Source organism: Geobacter sp., assembly GCF_030834625.1.
Classification (GTDB): domain Bacteria; phylum Desulfobacterota; class Desulfuromonadia; order Geobacterales; family Geobacteraceae; genus Geobacter.
The window spans coordinates 1-15,451 of the sequence record NZ_JAUQXO010000024.1 but is presented as its reverse complement, the minus strand read 5'-3'; the positions used below and the strand labels follow the sequence as shown (position 1 = coordinate 15,451).

Here is a 15,451-nt window from a genome sequence, read left to right as displayed (position 1 = left end):
ACAGAAGGAGCTACTGCAAAAGCTGGGAGTCAAGCCGATTCCAAGCCAGCTTAAGGACGTTGTAGTGTAAAAAACCGGAGGCCAAATCAGCTAACTTGCTGATTGTGCGACAGTTGTGTCCTGCAAAGTGTCAAACTTCGGAATCACATCCAGATTTTCCGCAGAGGGTCATGGTCGTCGAGATATGCCGGAGACTTGGGGTTACTGAGGTCAACGCCAGTTAAACCAGGGAGCCAATCTGTCGAATAAAAAAAGGCAAGGTTTCCCTTGCCTTTCTCGATTAGATGGGGGTTGCGCTCAAAACGTTAGTCTGCTTTGCCTTCACACGCTTCGGCGGCATCCGCAACAGTAGACTGAGGAGCGCTCTCTTCAACTTCGCCCTGCTCTTCAGCAGCCGGACTTGCGACGGAGGCCAACTCTGCGGCGGGCACTGCAACTGCTGCCGTAGCCGCAATCTTAGTCGGCTTTGCCTTTTTTCCCTTCTTGTTCACCTGCTCCTCAACCAACTCAATGACCGACAGCGACGCATTATCGCCCGGACGTACTCCAAGCTTGATTATGCGGGTATAACCACCTTCACGCTCCATATAGCGCGGTGCAATAGTCGAGAAAAGCTTTGTGACAACCTTCTTGTCCCGGATATACGAAGCGGCCTGACGCTGGGCGTGCAGATCGCCCCGCTTCCCCAACGTGATCATTTTTTCAGCAATCGAACGGAGTTCCTTGGCTTTCGCATCGGTAGTGGTAATCCGCTCATGATCGAGAAACGAGGTCACCATGTTGCGAAACATGGCAATCCTGTGGCTCGTTGTCCTTCCCAGTCTTCTTCCTGCTTTATTGTGACGCATGACCTATAATCCTTTCTTCAGGAAACCTTGCGATTACTCTTCGTCCTTCCGCTCACCGCGGATTCTGCGCATGACTTCCGGATCGGGGAAACCATCCAGCTTCATCCCGAGAGTCAGACCCATATCTTGGAGAATATCCTTAATCTCATTCAGAGATTTACGCCCGAAATTCTGAGTTTTAAGCATCTCTGCCTCAGACCGCGACACAAGCTCACCGATCATCTTGATGCCTGCATTCTTGAGACAATTGGCCGACCGCACAGACAACTCAAGTTCGTCCACCGAGCGATAGAGATTTTCGTTTATCTTCTCTCGCTCTTCTTCAGTTTCAGCTTCATCGGCTGGCTCTGCTTCTTCATCAAAATTAATGAAAATGCTCAGTTGCTCCTTCATGATCTTCGCAGAAAACGCAACGGCATCTTCAGGGACAATACTTCCGTTGGTCCAAACTTCAAGATTGAGCTTATCGTAGTCCGTCATTTGCCCGACACGTGCGTTTGATACCGTGAAATTGACCTTCTTGATGGGCGAGAAGATGGCATCAATCGGTATTGTTCCAACCGGAGCCTTTTCGTCCCGGTTCCGATCCGCCGGTACATAACCTTTACCCAATCTTACGACCATCTCCATTTCCAAATTAGCATCCTTGGAACAGGTAGCGATATGGTGATCGGGATTAAGAATCTCAACATTGGCATCAGAGACGATGTCCCCAGCCTTAACAATGCCGTCGCCCTTATGAATGATCCTGACAATCCGGGGCTCGCTGCCGTGCATCTTGAGGCTAACACCCTTCAGATTAAGAATGATATTCGTAACATCCTCGGTCACACCAGGGATGGATGAAAACTCGTGGAGTACTCCCTTGATTTTTACTGAGGTAATCGCTGCCCCTTGAAGAGAGGAAAGGAGCACCCTTCTCAGAGAGTTTCCGAGCGTTGTGCCGAAGCCGCGCTCAAAGGGTTCTGCAAAAAATTTTCCGTATGTATTAGTAAGCGATTCGCTCTCAACCTGAAGCTTCTTGGGGCTAATCAGGTCGCGCCAGTTTCTGTACATGCATATCCTCCCTGTTACGGGTCTGTTCGCTTTTTACTTGGAGTAAAGCTCGACAATAAGCTGTTCCTGAATCGGCATCGCAATGTCCTCGCGAGCGGGGAGCAGTTTCACGACACCTTTAAAGCTATCTTTGTCAAGCTCGAGCCACTGGGGAATTCCCCGACGAACGACCGCATCAAGGGATTCACTGATGCAGGCAATCTTACGGCTCTTCTCCTTAAGCTCAACCACGTCACCAGCCTTGAGCTGGATCGAGGGGATATTGGCCTTTCTGCCATTCAGCGTAAAATGATTATGGCGGACCAATATCCGGGCCTCTGTACGGGAAGATGCAAAGCCGAGCCGGTACACAACGTTATCGAGTCGCCGCTCAAGAAGAGAGAGCAGATTCTCGCCTGTCACGCCTCTCATGCGGTCAGCCTCTTCGAAGTAGCCGCGGAACTGCTTCTCAAGAACACCGTAAATCCGACGAACTTTCTGCTTTTCACGGAGCTGGATACCATAGTTAGAAACTTTCGGCCTCCCTTGACCGTGCTGCCCGGGAGGATAATTCCGACGCTTAATGGCACATTTGTCAGTGTAGCAACGCTCACCCTTCAAAAACAGCTCAATGTTCTCCCTTCTGCAGAGCCTGCAGGAAGGACCTGTATATCTAGCCAACGCTGACCTCCTTTACTGAAACGTACTCGACGTGCTGTATATTAGACTCTTCTGCGCTTCGGGGGACGGCAGCCGTTGTGGGGAATAGGCGTCACGTCGCGAATAAAGTTCACATGAAAACCGGCAGCCTGAAGAGCACGAAGAGCTGACTCACGACCGGAACCCGGTCCTTTCACATAAACTTCAACGCTGCGCATGCCATGGTCCTGTGCCTTCCGTGCACAATCCTCCGCAGCAACCTGCGCCGCAAACGGAGTACTCTTACGAGACCCCTTGAAACCCTTGCCGCCGGCAGAACACCAAGCCACCACATTGCCAACCGGATCAGTTATGGTGATGATAGTATTATTGAACGTGGCCTGGATATGAGCCACACCGTTGGGGATGTTTTTCTTTTCTTTCTTTTTCTTTACGACTTTCTTTGCTGGGCTAGCCATTATTCCTCCAGACTCCTATGGTCTATTTCTTCTTACCCGCAACCGTTCTGGCAGGGCCTTTGCGCGTACGTGCGTTTGTCTTGGTTCTCTGGCCACGCACGGGAAGCCCCTTCCGGTGACGGAGGCCACGATAGCACCCGAGGTCCATGAGACGCTTAATGTTCATGGAAATGTCGCGTCGCAGGTCACCCTCGACCTTGACGTTCTTGTCAATGTATTCCCTGATCTTGGCGATTTCAGCCTCTGTCAGGTTGTCAGTTCTTGTTTCCGAACTGACACCTGCTTCAGTCAGAATTCGCTGCGCCATCGTACGGCCGATCCCGTAGATATAAGTGAGCGCGATCTCTATACGCTTGTTCCTCGGTAGGTCAATGCCTGCAATGCGTGCCAATGCGCGGTCCTCCTCTGTAGTCTCTTAACCTTGTCTTTGGGTATGCTTGGGAGTCTCGCAAATCACGCGAACTATTCCCTTGCGTTTAATAATCTTGCACTTGTCACAGATCTTCTTAACAGATGCCCTTACTTTCATTATTATTCCTTTCAGTGCCACATATGCGACTACAGTTTACTGAGTATTTCTGGTCCATGCTCCGTTATCGCGACAGTATGCTCGAAATGAGCGGACAAACCTCCGTCACAGGTGACAGCTGTCCAGCCATCACCAAGAACCTTCACATGATGACCTTTTTCATTAATCATCGGCTCGATCGCGAGCACCATGCCAGGCTTTAGCCTGACTCCACGCCCTGGCTCTCCAAAATTCGGAATCTGGGGACTCTCATGAAGCCTCTTACCTATTCCGTGCCCCACAAACTCTCTGACTACTGAATAACCTCGAGGCTCAACATAACTCTGGACCGCATGAGAGATGTCAGAGAGCCTGTTTGATGGCGTGGCAGCATCTATCGCACAATACAGAGACTCTTCAGTAACCTTGATTAGCTGTTTTGCCTGCGCGCTCACAACAGACACGGGCAACGTAATGGCAGCGTCTCCGTAATATCCACCATAAACAACACCGAAATCGAGGCTGACAATGTCCCCCTCGACTAACTCTCGATTGCTCGGCATACCGTGAACAACCTGATCATTTAGCGAACAACACAGTGCATAAGGGAAACCACTGTACCCCTTGAATGCGGCCACTGCCTTGCGCTTTCGCACCTCAGACTCAGCCAGGCCATTAAGATCCAGAGTCGTGACGCCTGGGCGAACCTCAGCCTTCAAAAGCTCAAGAATCTCCGCCACAATTTTGCCAGCGGAACGCATTTTTTCTATTTCTTGGGGCGACTTGAGAACAATCACCCTACCTACTCGCTATGATGTTTTGTATGGCCAGCTGTACAGACTCAATAGTACCAAGCGCATCTATTTTTCTAAGCAACGAAGCCGCCTCATAATAAGACTTCAAAGGCGCGGTCTGCTCATCATACACCTCAAGTCGACGACGTATAGTTTCTTCCCTGTCGTCTTCTCTCTGATAAAGCTCCCCACCACACCCATCACACACACCGGTCTCTGCGGGAGGGTCAAAAACCACATGGAAACCTCGCCCACACGATCTACACATACGCCTTCCGGTGAGCCGACCGAGGAGTACCGAGTGATCAACTTCGAACGATATGACATGCTCGATTGAACGACCAGCACCCTGCAACATAACCTTCAAAGCATCAGCTTGAGCCACAGTCCGCGGAAAACCGTCGAGAATAAAGCCAACCACGCAATCATCAGAGCTCAATCGCTCCTCGACTATACCAACAACAACATCATCAGGCACAAGCAAACCGTCATCCATATAACGCTTGGCCTTAACACCCATCGGTGTCTGATTTGCCACAGCGGAACGGAGAATATCACCGGTTGAGATTTGCGGGATTCCGCACTGCTTGGTAACCAGATTTGCCTGCGTCCCCTTTCCAGCCCCAGGAGGACCAAGGAAAACCAGATTCATAGCTCCTCCCCACCAAACATTACTTTCTCCCCCTGACCCTAACTCCCTTCATAAACCCTTCATAGCTACGGGTTATCAGATGGGACTCTATCTGGGCGGCAGTATCCATACCAACACCTACAGCAATGAGGAGTGCGGTTCCTCCAAAGTAAAAGGGAAGATTAAACTTCCCGATCAGAATCGACGGAAGCACACAAACCGCAGATATATAGATCGCGCCTGCAAACGTCAGCTTTGTTAACACCCGATCAAGATATTCGGATGTTTCCTTGCCTGGCCGTATGCCCGGTATATATCCGCCATGCTTCTTGACATTTTCGGCGACATCAACCGGATTAAAAGAAACAGCCGTGTAGAAATAACAGAAGAAAACAATAAAAGCAACATAAAATAAATCGTAGACCCAGTTCCCTGGAGTGAGACTTTTTGCGGCCTTTTGAACCCATGGGATATTAATGAAATTTGCCACGGTGGCCGGAAACATAATAATCGAGGAGGCAAAAATCGGCGGAATAACACCTGCCATGTTCACCTTGAGAGGTAGGTGAGACGTCTGACCTCCGTACGTCTTAAGACCCACGACTCGTTTTGCATAGTGTATCGGTAAACGGCGCTGGCCACGCTCGACGTAGACAATTGCGGCGATGACGAGAAACATTACAATGAGAATAAACAGAATGACAAAAAGAGAAAGCTGCCCCGCCTTGAGAAGACGCAGCGAATTACCGAGTGCCACCGGAATCCTAGCAACAATACCAGCAAAAATGATAAGGGAAATACCGTTCCCAATCCCTTTCTCAGACATCTGCTCACCGAGCCACATGATAAAAGCGGTCCCGGCCGTCAAAGTGATGACGGTCATAATTCGAAAGCCCCATCCTGGGCTGGGCACAACGAGCTCTCCTGCCGGGCCTCGCATGCTCTCGAGCCCAATACTGATCCCAAGCGCCTGGACAACACTCAGCACGATGGTTCCGTATCGTGTATACTGAACAATTTTCTTACGACCAGATTCACCCTCTTTAGAAAGCTTTTCAATGGCAGGAACAACTACGGTCAGCAGTTGAAAAATAATTGATGACGATATGTATGGCATAATGCCAAGAGCAAATACCGTAAGCTTCTCCAGTGCACCACCGGAAAACATGTCGAAAAGCCCGAGGAGTGTACCACGGGCTTGAGCGAAAAAATGTGCAAGTGCAGTGCTGTCTATTCCAGGGGTTGGGATGTGACAGCCGATCCGGTAAACTGCGAGCATCCCTAGAGAAAAAAGTACCCTCTTTTTAAGCTCCGGAATCCTGAAGATATTCTGAAACGCCTCAATCAAAGCGCAATCTCCTCGGCTTTACCGCCCACTGCCTCAATTTTCTCTTTAGCTTTCACACTGAACTTATGAGCCTTGATGGTCAGAGCCTTCGTCAGGTCACCATCCGCAAGAACCTTAATTCCATCCTTAAGGCCACTTATCACACCAGCATTAATAAGCGCATCTGCGTCTATTGTACTGCCGCTCTCAAAAACGTCGAGCTGGCCAACATTGACAACGGCGTACTCCTTGCGCACAAACGGCGTGAAGCCACGCTTGGGAAGGCGACGCTGCATCGGCATTTGTCCGCCTTCAAAGCCAGCCTTGATGCTCCCGCCACTACGGGCTTTTTGCCCCTTGTGGCCCTTAGTCGCAGTCTTGCCGTGACCAGACCCTGTACCGCGGCCTATTCTTTTTCTATCTTTAGTCGCGCCGATCGCCGGCTTGAGATTATTCAGTTCCATCACAAACACCTCTGAGTAGATTACTCTTCAACCTTGACCATATGAGATACCTTGGCAATCATGCCGATGATCTCTGGAGAATTCTGCAAAACAACTGTTTTATTGAGCTTGGTAAGACCCAAACCGTTCAAGACAGCTCTCTGTGCCGTCGTTGCGCCGATTTGGCTTCTCACAAGTGTTATTTTAAGTCCGGCAGACATGCTAACCCTCCAATAAATATTAACTATTCCGTCATCCCGCGCCGTGCCATGATCTCTTCAGGGCTTCTGAGTTGCTTAAGCCCGTCAAAGGCCGCTTTCACAACGTTGTGAGGGTTATTTGAACCAAGACACTTAGAGAGTACGTTATGAAGCCCGGCAGACTCAAAGACCGCCCGAGCCGCACCACCTGCGATCACACCTGTACCTGCAGAGGCAGGCTTGATAAGCACTCTACCAGCGCCGAAGTGGCCAAGCACTTCATACGGTATTGTTTGTCCTTCGACAATAGGGACCCTGATCAGGTTCTTCTTGGCCTGTTCAACGCCTTTGCGGATAGCCTCGGGCACCTCGTTGGCCTTGCCCAAGCCGTAGCCGACATAGCCGCTCCCGTCACCCACCACGACAAGCGCAGAGAAGCTGAACCGTCTACCGCCTTTAACAACCTTAGCGACTCGGCTGATATGGACAACTTTATCCGTAAGGTTCAATTCATTGGGATTGATTTTCTGCAAGTTCACGCCTCCTTGTTGTTCCTTCTAGAAGGACAGACCGTTCTCGCGGGCCGAATCAGCAAGGGCTTTGACCCTTCCATGATACAAAAACCCGTTTCGGTCGAATACGACGGAAGAAATATTCTTTTCCAGTGCTTTCTTGGCGATAGCGGCTCCAACATGCTTCGCCGCCTCTATGTTCCCTGTGTACTTCAGGGTGGCACCAGCCTCATCTTGTATCGTTGATGCTGCCACAAGCGTTACACCCGTTGTGTCATCAATGATCTGGGCATACATATGACGGGCACTCTTGAACACGTTAAGCCTGGGCCGATCAGTGGTGCCCCTAATCTTCTTCCTCACCCGCGTCTTCCGCTTGAGGTGAGCCACTTTCTTTTGAGCGAGAGGACTCACGTTACTTCTCCTTAAGGCTATTTTTTGCCGGTCTTGCCGGCCTTCCTCAGAATTTTCTCATCGGCGTACTTGATACCCTTACCCTTGTAAGGCTCAGGTCCACGGAAAGATCGAATCTTAGCCGCAGTTTGACCGACAAGCTCCTTGTCAATTCCCCTCACTAACACCTTAGTCATTTTGTCAACTTCAACCGTGATGCCATTTGGAAGAGGAAAATTAATCGGATGCGAATACCCCAGGCTCAGGTTAAGAACATCACCTTTTGCTTCTGCGCGATAGCCAACCCCGCTGATTTCGAGTGTTTTTTCAAAGCCCTTGGTGACACCGACAACCATGTTGTTGATGAGAGTCCTGGTCAATCCGTGCGCAGCCCGCGACTTTATTCCGTCGTCAGATCTTTGCACAACAACATTTTGCTCGTTTATCTCAAGGGAAACGACGTTCATGATCTCTCGTGAGAGCGAGCCTTTGGGCCCTTCTACTTTCAACATAGGAGTTGTGAACGTAACCTTTACCCCACCTGGTATTTCGATAGGACGTTTGCCGATCCTAGACATAGCCTTTATGCTCCTTGCTCTCTGTTATTACCAAACCGTACAGATAACTTCGCCGCCAATACCAGCTTCACGCGCGACCTTATCTGTAAGTATGCCCTTGGACGTCGACAGGATAGCAACTCCCATCCCGTTTTTCACGCACGGTATCTTGTCACTACCTACGTATACTCTACTGCCCGGCTTACTTACCCGCTTTATTTCTCTTATAACAGGTTCTTTTTCATCGATATACTTAAGATACACTCGCAGTACACCCTGCTTGCTATCTGCTATTACCTTAAAATTCTTGACAAATCCTTCAGACTTAAGAACGTTAGCCAAGCTCACTTTCAGGTTCGACGACGGAATGTCAACCTTTTGGAGCTTCGCCATGCTTGCATTGCGAATTCTCGTGAGCATATCGGCAATAGGGTCAGTCATCGACATTGAGCGTACTCCTCTTTCTTTACGAGTTTACTGCGTTACCAGCTAGACTTTATGACGCCCGGAATTAGACCGGAAGAGGCAAGTTTTCTGAGGCAAATTCTGCACATATCGAATTTACGATAATAGGCACGCGGCCTGCCGCATAGGGGACAGCGATTATACTCGCGAACCTTGAACTTGCTTCCCCTTTGTGCCTTTATGATCATCGATGTTTTAGCCACTGGAATCCTCCAATTGTATTAGTTCCTGAAAGGCATCCCAAGCTGCTTGAGCAGTGCCTTACCCTCTTCATCACTTTTTGCTGACGTTACAATGGTTATATTAAGCCCTTTGATCTTGTCAATCTTGTCGTAGTTGATCTCAGGGAAAATGAGCTGCTCCTTGATGCCAAGAGAATAATTACCGCGTCCATCAAAGCCTTTACCAGAGACCCCCTTGAAATCACGAACACGCGGAAGCGAAACGTTGATAAGACGATCGAGGAATTCGTACATTTTCTCACGGCGAAGCGTCACCATGCAACCAATCGGCATGCCTTGACGAAGCTTAAAACTCGCTATGGATTTCTTGGCTTTTGTTATAACTGTTTTTTGTCCAGTTATCATCGCAAGCTCTTCAACAGCCGAATCCAGAATCTTTACATTCTGAATTGCTTCTCCAAGCCCCATGTTAACTACAATCTTTTCGAGTTTAGGAACCTGCATGATGTTTGTGTAGCTAAAGTCCTTCGTCAACTGAGGGACGATCTCGTTATTATAAAGCTCTTTCAGCCTAACCATCTGATCCTCCGTTCCTATTTATCAAACGAGTCGCCGCATTTGATGCAAACACGAACTTTCTTACCATCCTCAAGCACGTTCATCTTAGAACGTACCGACTTCTTGCACTTTTCACAATACAGCATTACGTTCGAAACGTGCAGAGGGCTCTCTTTCTCTACAATACCGCCAGGCTCATTGCCCCGCGCACGCGTATGACGCTTAACGATGTTAAGCCCCTCAACTAGAACGCCATCTTTTTTCGGTAAGATACGAATAACTTTCCCAGTCTTACTCTTATCTTTTCCTGCTATTACAGAGACAGTATCGCCTTTTTTTACGTGAAATTTCTTGTCGAGCATGGAATTTCTCCTCGAAATGTATTACAGAACTTCAGGTGCAAGCGAGACTATTTTCATAAACTTCCGCGCCCGCAGTTCTCTCGCGACCGGACCGAAGATCCGTGTGCCGACAGGTTCACGTTGGTTGTTTATTACAACCGCTGAATTATCATCGAAACGGATATACGATCCATCAAGACGACCGATCTCCTTGGCAGTTCTAACGATTACAGCCTTGACAACATCGCCTTTTTTTACCTTGGAATTAGGGATCGCTTCCCTAACGGAGGCAACAATGATATCACCAATACCAGCATATTTTCTCTTGGAGCCGCCGAGCACCTTAATGCAAAATAGCTTCCTAGCTCCGGAATTATCCGCAACATCCAAAATGGTCTGCATCTGAATCATGGCTAACTCCCGGTTACTCGAACCTATCGATTATCTGACGAACTCTCCAGCGTTTGTCTTTGCTTAGGGGGCGTGTTTCAACAATTACCACCCTGTCACCAGACTTGCAGCTGTTCTCTTCGTCATGTGCTTTATATTTGACACTGCGCTTTATATACTTGTTGTAGACAGGGTGCTTCACAAGATGTGAAACCCTCACGACAACTGTTTTATCCATTTTGTCACTTACAACGACCCCAACTTGGGTCTTTCTGCTCCCGCGCTGACTCATAGCTTCCTCTCTAGCCCCTTCTCTCACTGAGGACAGTATTAACCCTGGCGATATCTTTCTTGACGGCAGAAATCTTCGCCGTATTTTCGAGCCTTCCCGTATGAAGTTGGAACCTCAAGTTGAATAACTCTTGGGTCAGTTCCGTGTTCTTGGCCGTCAATTCCTCAACCGACATATTTTTAAGGTCACTAGCTTTCATAACCTTCCTTCCTGGAAATGAATTTCGTTCCGATAGGAAGCTTGTGCGCTGCAAGGCGGAACGCCTCGCGTGCTATCTCCTCGGTAACACCTTCCATTTCATAGAGCACTCTGCCGGGCTTCACAACACAAACCCATGAATCAGGCGAACCCTTGCCTTTACCCATACGGGTTTCAGCCGGTTTTGACGTGAGAGGCTTGTCAGGGAAAATACGAATCCAGATCTTACCGCCCCTCTTGATATAGCGCGTCATTGCGATACGGGCAGCCTCAATCTGACGGGAATCAATCCAGCCACACTCGGTAGCCTGAAGACCGAATTCACCGTAAGACAAACTTGCACCGCGCAAGGCAGCACCCTTCATGCGCCCCTTCATCTGCTTTCTATGCTTAACTTTCTTGGGCATCAACATTGTGAAAAACTCCTGTTTCTATTTTTGACCGGGGAGAACTTCACCTTTGAAGATAAGGACTTTTACTCCAATAATCCCGTAGGTGGTCTTGGCTTCAGCAAACCCGTAATCTATATCAGCCCGAAGAGTATGCAGAGGAACGCGTCCCTCTCTGTACCACTCGGTGCGTGACATCTCTGCACCGCCAAGGCGGCCTGAACACGTGATCCTGATCCCTTTGGCCCCGAATTTCAGAGCGGAAGTCACACTTTTCTTCATTGCCCTACGGAAAGCAACACGCCGCTCCAGCTGAAGGGCAACATTCTCAGACACAAGCTGCGCATCCAGTTCGGGCTTTCTTACTTCCTGTATATTGAGGTAGATCTCTTTGTCAGTAAGCTTGGCAAGCTCCTTCTTGAGGGTTTCCACCTCGGCACCTTTTTTGCCAATTATAAGCCCTGGCCGAGCAGTATAGATATTGATCTTTGCCTTGCTTGCGGCTCGCTCGATTTCGATTTTGGAAACTCCCGAGTTAAAAAGGCGCTTTTTCAGGAAATTCCTCAGCTTGATATCTTCGTGAAGCAGCTTTGCATAATCTGCCTCAGCATACCACCGGGAATCCCACGTTCTAATGATACCAAGCCTGAATCCAATTGGATTTACTTTCTGACCCAAGACATCACCTCCATTCCGATTACTTATCTGCCAACACCACTGTGATGTGGCTTGTAGGCTTTCTGATCTTGCTGGCACGACCCATTGCTCGAGGAGTAAATCTCTTAAGAACCGGTCCGGCATCAACAAATATTGTTTTAACAAATAGATGATCTACGTCAGATGTCCCTTTTTGCTCTGCATTGGCTACAGCGGACTGGAGAAGCTTAGAAACCAGCTTCGCAGACGGTTGCGGAGAAAAACGGAGTATCGTAAGAGCATCCTGTATGCCCTTCCCACGCACCATATCAACAACAAGACGCGTTTTCCTCGGCGAGAGCCGGGCAAATGACAATTTCGCTCGTGCTTCCATTCTCTAGGCTCCTTTTTACCGGTTACTTCTTCTTCAGCTTGCTTTTCTTGTCTGCGGCATGGCCGTAAAAAGTTCTCGTCGGAGCAAATTCACCAAGTTTATGTCCAACCATATTTTCGGTGACAAAAACAGGAATGAATTTCTTTCCGTTGTGAACGGCAAAAGTCAAGCCGATGAAATCGGGAGTGATCGTCGAACGGCGCGACCAGGTCTTCAGTACTTTCTTAGAGCCTGACCCCTCAGCAGCGACTTTTTTTGCCAAATGCTCATCTACAAAGGGTCCTTTTTTAATCGAACGTGCCATGGTCTCTATCCTTTAACCATTAGGTAGTTATTTAGTGCGAGGCTTCACAATGAACCGTGAAGACGTTTTGTTTTTCCGAGTCTTGTAACCTTTGGTCGGAACCCCCCAAGGCGTCACGGGATGCCGTCCGCCAGAGGTGCGACCTTCACCTCCACCATGGGGGTGGTCTACCGGGTTCATCGCAACACCGCGCACTTTAGGTCTGCGACCAAGCCACCGTGAACGGCCTGCCTTACCAATTGTCACGTTCTCGTGGTCGATGTTTCCAACCTGGCCAACTGTAGCCATGCAGTCGAGCAAAACCATACGCACTTCACCGGAAGGGAGTTTCACTTGTGCGTATTTCCCTTCTTTGGCCATAAGCTGGGCGAAAGTACCTGCGCTGCGTGCAAGTTGGCCACCCTTGCCGATTTTCAGCTCAATATTGTGAATTATGGTACCAAGCGGAATAGCGCGTAACGGCAGAGAGTTGCCCGGCTTGATATCTGCACTGGGACTTGCAACTACGACATCACCAACCTTAAGATTGAGCGGGGCCAAGATATAACGCTTCTCGCCGTCAACGTAATTAAGAAGAGCTATGCGAGCGCTACGGTTGGGGTCGTACTCGATACTTGCTACTTTTGCCGGAATATCAATTTTGTTCCGACGAAAATCGATAAGACGGTACTTCTTTTTGTGTCCCCCACCGATATGGCGAGACGTAATGCGACCGAAACTGTTCCGCCCACCGGTCCTTTTCAGTGATACCAGAAGAGACCTCTCGGGCCGCGACGACGTGATTTCTTCAAATGTAGAGCACGTCTGATGCCTGCGACCTGCCGATGTTGGTTTATACGATTTTATAGCCATGGTATGCTCACTCCACTGCCAAGGTGTTTATATTTCGAAGAAGTCTACGTTGCTTCCCTCTTTAAGGGTCACGTATGCTTTTTTCCAGTTCGAGCGTTTGCCATAATGGCGCCCTACACGCTTCATCTTACCAGCCATATTGACGGTATTAACATCACAGACCTCAACCTTGAAAAGCTTTTCCACGGCATCCTTGATTTCAATCTTATTGGCGTTTCGATCAACTTCAAATGAGATGACGTTTTTTGCATCTTTTTCCAGAGTAGTCTTTTCAGTTACAAGAGGTTTTTTGATCACGTCATAAATGTTCATGACTGCAATGCTCCTTCGATCTTCCGAACAGCTGACTGAGTGAGAATAATATTGTTGAACTTAACGATGTCAAATACGTTGAGGTGTTCAGTCTTCAGAACCTTGACATCCTTGACATTACGCGCAGACAGCTCAAGGTTAGCGTTCGGTTCATCGGTAACGACAAGAGTCTTCGTCACATCAAAAGCTTTCAGAACAGCGACGAATCCTTTTGTTGAGATGGACGGAAGTGCCAACCCATCAAGAACAGAAAGCTTGTTCTCTTTATAGAGCATGGACAGAGCGGAACGAACCGCTGCCTTCCGAGCTTTCTTATTCATGGAAAGCGAATACACCTTTGCCTGCGGTCCGAAAGCAACACCACCACCTACGTAATGGGGGGCCCGGATGCAGCCTTGACGGGCTTGTCCAGTCCCTTTTTGCTTGAATGGCTTTTTCCCGCCGCCAGATACAGCCGAGCGACTCTTAACCGCGACGGTTCCAGCACGACGGTTAGCAAGCTGGACTTTGACTGCTTCGTGGATGAGATACTCCTTGACTTCGCCATTGAACACAGCGTCATTGAGGTCCATCTCTCCCACTTTGTTCTTATTGATATCGAAAACGTCGATTGTAGCCATAACTTTCTCCAGATCCAGCGAGTCTAACGTGCTTTGACACTGTCTTTGACGAGCAGCATCCCATTCTTTGCACCGGGGATTGCTCCTCTGATGAGCAGCAGATTGTCAGCAGCATCTACACGGACAACCTGGAGCCTCTGCACTGTAACACGCTCATTACCGAGCTGTCCGGGCATTTTCTTGTTTTTGAAAACACGCGACGGCCATGCAGAACTACCGATAGAACCGGGAGCACGATGAAAGTTGGAGCCGTGAGTCGAACGTCCGCCGCGGAATCCCCACCGCTTTATTACCCCCTGGAAACCTTTTCCGATACTGGTTCCGGTTACGTCCACATAGTCGCCCGGTGCAAAGACCTCTGCCGTGATAACATCACCAACGGAATATTGATCGACATTATCAATTCTGAACTCACGCAGATGAGTATACGTACCCTTCCCGGCGGACTTGCTGTGACCTACGAGCGCACGACCTGTCTTATTGGCATCCTTAGGGAGGAAGCCAACCTGAATGGCGTCATAACCGTCCGTTTGTACGGTCTTTTTTTGAAGCACCACACACGGCCCTGCTTCTACAACAGTCACCGGAATACGTCTGCCATCTTCGGCAAAGATCTGGGTCATTCCCAGCTTTTTCGCGATCAATCCCTTCTTCATGGTAGAAATTCCTATCCTTGCATTTGAATTAGAGCTTGATTTCCACATCTACACCAGCAGAGAGATCGAGCTTCATGAGAGCATCAACCGTTTGCTGGGTCGGATCAAGAATGTCGATGAGACGCTTGTGCGTCCGGATCTCGAATTGTTCCCGAGACTTCTTGTCAACATGCGGTCCACGGAGGACACAGTACTTATTGATCATGGTAGGGAGAGGGATCGGACCAGCAACCCGTGCACCCGTTCTTTTCGCAGTATCGACAATCTCACCTACTGACTGATCGAGAAGCTTGTGATCAAAGGCTTTTAGGCGGATTCTAATTTTTTGACTTGGCATCTCTTCCTCGTTCCTGCTTTATTCGATAATGGAGCTGACAACACCGGCGCCGACCGTACGGCCGCCTTCGCGGATGGCGAACCGCAGCCCCTCGTCCATGGCGATCGGGGTGATCAGATTTATCGTCACTGCCACGTTGTCGCCTGGCATGACCATCTC

Annotated in this window: 30 protein-coding genes and 1 pseudogene; all 31 read right to left on the bottom strand. The window is 49.1% G+C overall.

What is annotated here, in order from left to right; all coding sequences use genetic code 11:
- Positions 1 to 305: 305 nt before the first annotated feature.
- A complete protein-coding gene (gene rplQ, locus RCH91_RS06170; RefSeq protein ID WP_306533734.1) occupies positions 306 to 848 on the bottom strand; it encodes a 50S ribosomal protein L17 in 543 nt (180 codons plus the stop codon).
- A 33-nt stretch (positions 849 to 881) separates the two neighbouring features.
- On the bottom strand, positions 882 to 1,904 hold the full coding sequence (locus RCH91_RS06165) for a DNA-directed RNA polymerase subunit alpha (RefSeq protein WP_306533733.1): 1,023 nt from the start codon (positions 1,902 to 1,904) through the stop codon (positions 882 to 884).
- A gap of 33 nt (positions 1,905 to 1,937) precedes the next feature.
- Positions 1,938 to 2,564: a 30S ribosomal protein S4 gene (gene rpsD / locus RCH91_RS06160; RefSeq protein ID WP_306533732.1), complete on the bottom strand. Its 627-nt coding sequence runs from the start codon at positions 2,562 to 2,564 to the stop codon at positions 1,938 to 1,940.
- 41 nt (positions 2,565 to 2,605) lie between these two features.
- Positions 2,606 to 3,001: a 30S ribosomal protein S11 gene (gene rpsK, locus RCH91_RS06155; RefSeq protein WP_306533731.1), complete on the bottom strand. Its 396-nt coding sequence runs from the start codon at positions 2,999 to 3,001 to the stop codon at positions 2,606 to 2,608.
- A 22-nt stretch (positions 3,002 to 3,023) separates the two neighbouring features.
- Positions 3,024 to 3,392, bottom strand: coding sequence for a 30S ribosomal protein S13 (gene rpsM / locus RCH91_RS06150; protein WP_306533730.1), 369 nt, complete (start codon positions 3,390 to 3,392; stop codon positions 3,024 to 3,026).
- A 24-nt stretch (positions 3,393 to 3,416) separates the two neighbouring features.
- The gene (gene rpmJ, locus RCH91_RS06145; protein WP_011365704.1) at positions 3,417 to 3,530 is read right to left on the bottom strand and encodes a 50S ribosomal protein L36; all 114 of its coding nucleotides are present in this window, start codon (positions 3,528 to 3,530) and stop codon (positions 3,417 to 3,419) included.
- 29 nt (positions 3,531 to 3,559) lie between these two features.
- Complete coding sequence (gene map / locus RCH91_RS06140) at positions 3,560 to 4,306, bottom strand: type I methionyl aminopeptidase (RefSeq protein ID WP_306533729.1); 747 nt, start codon at positions 4,304 to 4,306, stop codon at positions 3,560 to 3,562.
- Between the two features lies 1 nt (position 4,307).
- Positions 4,308 to 4,955 (bottom strand): adenylate kinase, encoded by a 648-nt coding sequence (locus tag RCH91_RS06135; protein ID WP_306533728.1) that lies wholly within the window; start codon positions 4,953 to 4,955, stop codon positions 4,308 to 4,310.
- Positions 4,956 to 4,974: 19 nt separating this feature from the next.
- Entirely contained in the window at positions 4,975 to 6,282 is a 1,308-nt protein-coding gene (gene secY, locus RCH91_RS06130) for a preprotein translocase subunit SecY (RefSeq protein WP_306533727.1), read from the bottom strand.
- The gene (gene rplO, locus RCH91_RS06125; RefSeq protein ID WP_306533726.1) at positions 6,279 to 6,725 is read right to left on the bottom strand and encodes a 50S ribosomal protein L15; all 447 of its coding nucleotides are present in this window, start codon (positions 6,723 to 6,725) and stop codon (positions 6,279 to 6,281) included. The genes secY and rplO overlap by 4 nt, the downstream gene beginning before the upstream one ends.
- 20 nt (positions 6,726 to 6,745) lie before the next feature.
- Positions 6,746 to 6,925, bottom strand: a complete 180-nt coding sequence (gene rpmD / locus RCH91_RS06120) for a 50S ribosomal protein L30 (RefSeq protein ID WP_306533725.1) — start codon at positions 6,923 to 6,925, stop codon at positions 6,746 to 6,748.
- Between the two features lie 23 nt (positions 6,926 to 6,948).
- Positions 6,949 to 7,437, bottom strand: coding sequence for a 30S ribosomal protein S5 (gene rpsE / locus RCH91_RS06115; protein ID WP_306533724.1), 489 nt, complete (start codon positions 7,435 to 7,437; stop codon positions 6,949 to 6,951).
- A gap of 24 nt (positions 7,438 to 7,461) precedes the next feature.
- Positions 7,462 to 7,830, bottom strand: a complete 369-nt coding sequence (rplR, locus tag RCH91_RS06110) for a 50S ribosomal protein L18 (RefSeq protein ID WP_306533723.1) — start codon at positions 7,828 to 7,830, stop codon at positions 7,462 to 7,464.
- 17 nt (positions 7,831 to 7,847) lie between these two features.
- Positions 7,848 to 8,387 carry a 50S ribosomal protein L6 gene (gene rplF, locus RCH91_RS06105; protein WP_306533722.1) on the bottom strand — a complete coding sequence of 180 codons (540 nt, stop codon included), beginning with the start codon at positions 8,385 to 8,387 and terminating at the stop codon, positions 7,848 to 7,850.
- Between the two features lie 27 nt (positions 8,388 to 8,414).
- Complete coding sequence (gene rpsH / locus RCH91_RS06100) at positions 8,415 to 8,813, bottom strand: 30S ribosomal protein S8 (RefSeq protein WP_306533721.1); 399 nt, start codon at positions 8,811 to 8,813, stop codon at positions 8,415 to 8,417.
- Positions 8,814 to 8,848: 35 nt separating this feature from the next.
- Positions 8,849 to 9,034, bottom strand: coding sequence for a type Z 30S ribosomal protein S14 (locus RCH91_RS06095; protein WP_306533720.1), 186 nt, complete (start codon positions 9,032 to 9,034; stop codon positions 8,849 to 8,851).
- A gap of 18 nt (positions 9,035 to 9,052) precedes the next feature.
- Positions 9,053 to 9,592, bottom strand: coding sequence for a 50S ribosomal protein L5 (rplE, locus tag RCH91_RS06090; RefSeq protein ID WP_306533719.1), 540 nt, complete (start codon positions 9,590 to 9,592; stop codon positions 9,053 to 9,055).
- A gap of 14 nt (positions 9,593 to 9,606) precedes the next feature.
- Positions 9,607 to 9,933 (bottom strand): 50S ribosomal protein L24, encoded by a 327-nt coding sequence (rplX, locus tag RCH91_RS06085; RefSeq protein ID WP_306533718.1) that lies wholly within the window; start codon positions 9,931 to 9,933, stop codon positions 9,607 to 9,609.
- 21 nt (positions 9,934 to 9,954) lie between these two features.
- Complete coding sequence (rplN, locus tag RCH91_RS06080; protein ID WP_214185070.1) at positions 9,955 to 10,323, bottom strand: 50S ribosomal protein L14; 369 nt, start codon at positions 10,321 to 10,323, stop codon at positions 9,955 to 9,957.
- A 13-nt stretch (positions 10,324 to 10,336) separates the two neighbouring features.
- Positions 10,337 to 10,594 carry a 30S ribosomal protein S17 gene (gene rpsQ / locus RCH91_RS06075; protein ID WP_306533717.1) on the bottom strand — a complete coding sequence of 86 codons (258 nt, stop codon included), beginning with the start codon at positions 10,592 to 10,594 and terminating at the stop codon, positions 10,337 to 10,339.
- A 10-nt stretch (positions 10,595 to 10,604) separates the two neighbouring features.
- Positions 10,605 to 10,793: a 50S ribosomal protein L29 gene (rpmC, locus tag RCH91_RS06070; protein WP_306533716.1), complete on the bottom strand. Its 189-nt coding sequence runs from the start codon at positions 10,791 to 10,793 to the stop codon at positions 10,605 to 10,607.
- The gene (gene rplP / locus RCH91_RS06065; RefSeq protein WP_306533715.1) at positions 10,783 to 11,205 is read right to left on the bottom strand and encodes a 50S ribosomal protein L16; all 423 of its coding nucleotides are present in this window, start codon (positions 11,203 to 11,205) and stop codon (positions 10,783 to 10,785) included. Before rplP ends, rpmC begins: the two co-directional genes overlap by 11 nt.
- 18 nt (positions 11,206 to 11,223) lie before the next feature.
- Positions 11,224 to 11,859, bottom strand: a complete 636-nt coding sequence (gene rpsC / locus RCH91_RS06060) for a 30S ribosomal protein S3 (protein WP_306533714.1) — start codon at positions 11,857 to 11,859, stop codon at positions 11,224 to 11,226.
- Between the two features lie 19 nt (positions 11,860 to 11,878).
- Complete coding sequence (rplV, locus tag RCH91_RS06055; RefSeq protein WP_306533713.1) at positions 11,879 to 12,211, bottom strand: 50S ribosomal protein L22; 333 nt, start codon at positions 12,209 to 12,211, stop codon at positions 11,879 to 11,881.
- A 22-nt stretch (positions 12,212 to 12,233) separates the two neighbouring features.
- The gene (rpsS, locus tag RCH91_RS06050) at positions 12,234 to 12,515 is read right to left on the bottom strand and encodes a 30S ribosomal protein S19 (protein ID WP_306533712.1); all 282 of its coding nucleotides are present in this window, start codon (positions 12,513 to 12,515) and stop codon (positions 12,234 to 12,236) included.
- Between the two features lie 27 nt (positions 12,516 to 12,542).
- Positions 12,543 to 13,367 carry a 50S ribosomal protein L2 gene (rplB, locus tag RCH91_RS06045; RefSeq protein ID WP_306533711.1) on the bottom strand — a complete coding sequence of 275 codons (825 nt, stop codon included), beginning with the start codon at positions 13,365 to 13,367 and terminating at the stop codon, positions 12,543 to 12,545.
- A gap of 27 nt (positions 13,368 to 13,394) precedes the next feature.
- The gene (locus RCH91_RS06040; RefSeq protein WP_306533710.1) at positions 13,395 to 13,679 is read right to left on the bottom strand and encodes a 50S ribosomal protein L23; all 285 of its coding nucleotides are present in this window, start codon (positions 13,677 to 13,679) and stop codon (positions 13,395 to 13,397) included.
- Complete coding sequence (rplD, locus tag RCH91_RS06035; RefSeq protein WP_306533709.1) at positions 13,676 to 14,299, bottom strand: 50S ribosomal protein L4; 624 nt, start codon at positions 14,297 to 14,299, stop codon at positions 13,676 to 13,678. Before rplD ends, RCH91_RS06040 begins: the two co-directional genes overlap by 4 nt.
- A 23-nt stretch (positions 14,300 to 14,322) precedes the next feature.
- A complete protein-coding gene (gene rplC, locus RCH91_RS06030) occupies positions 14,323 to 14,955 on the bottom strand; it encodes a 50S ribosomal protein L3 (RefSeq protein WP_306533708.1) in 633 nt (210 codons plus the stop codon).
- Between the two features lie 28 nt (positions 14,956 to 14,983).
- Positions 14,984 to 15,292, bottom strand: a complete 309-nt coding sequence (gene rpsJ / locus RCH91_RS06025; protein ID WP_306533707.1) for a 30S ribosomal protein S10 — start codon at positions 15,290 to 15,292, stop codon at positions 14,984 to 14,986.
- A gap of 18 nt (positions 15,293 to 15,310) precedes the next feature.
- Positions 15,311 to 15,451 (bottom strand): annotated as a pseudogene (tuf, locus tag RCH91_RS06020) (elongation factor Tu); the annotation flags it as partial.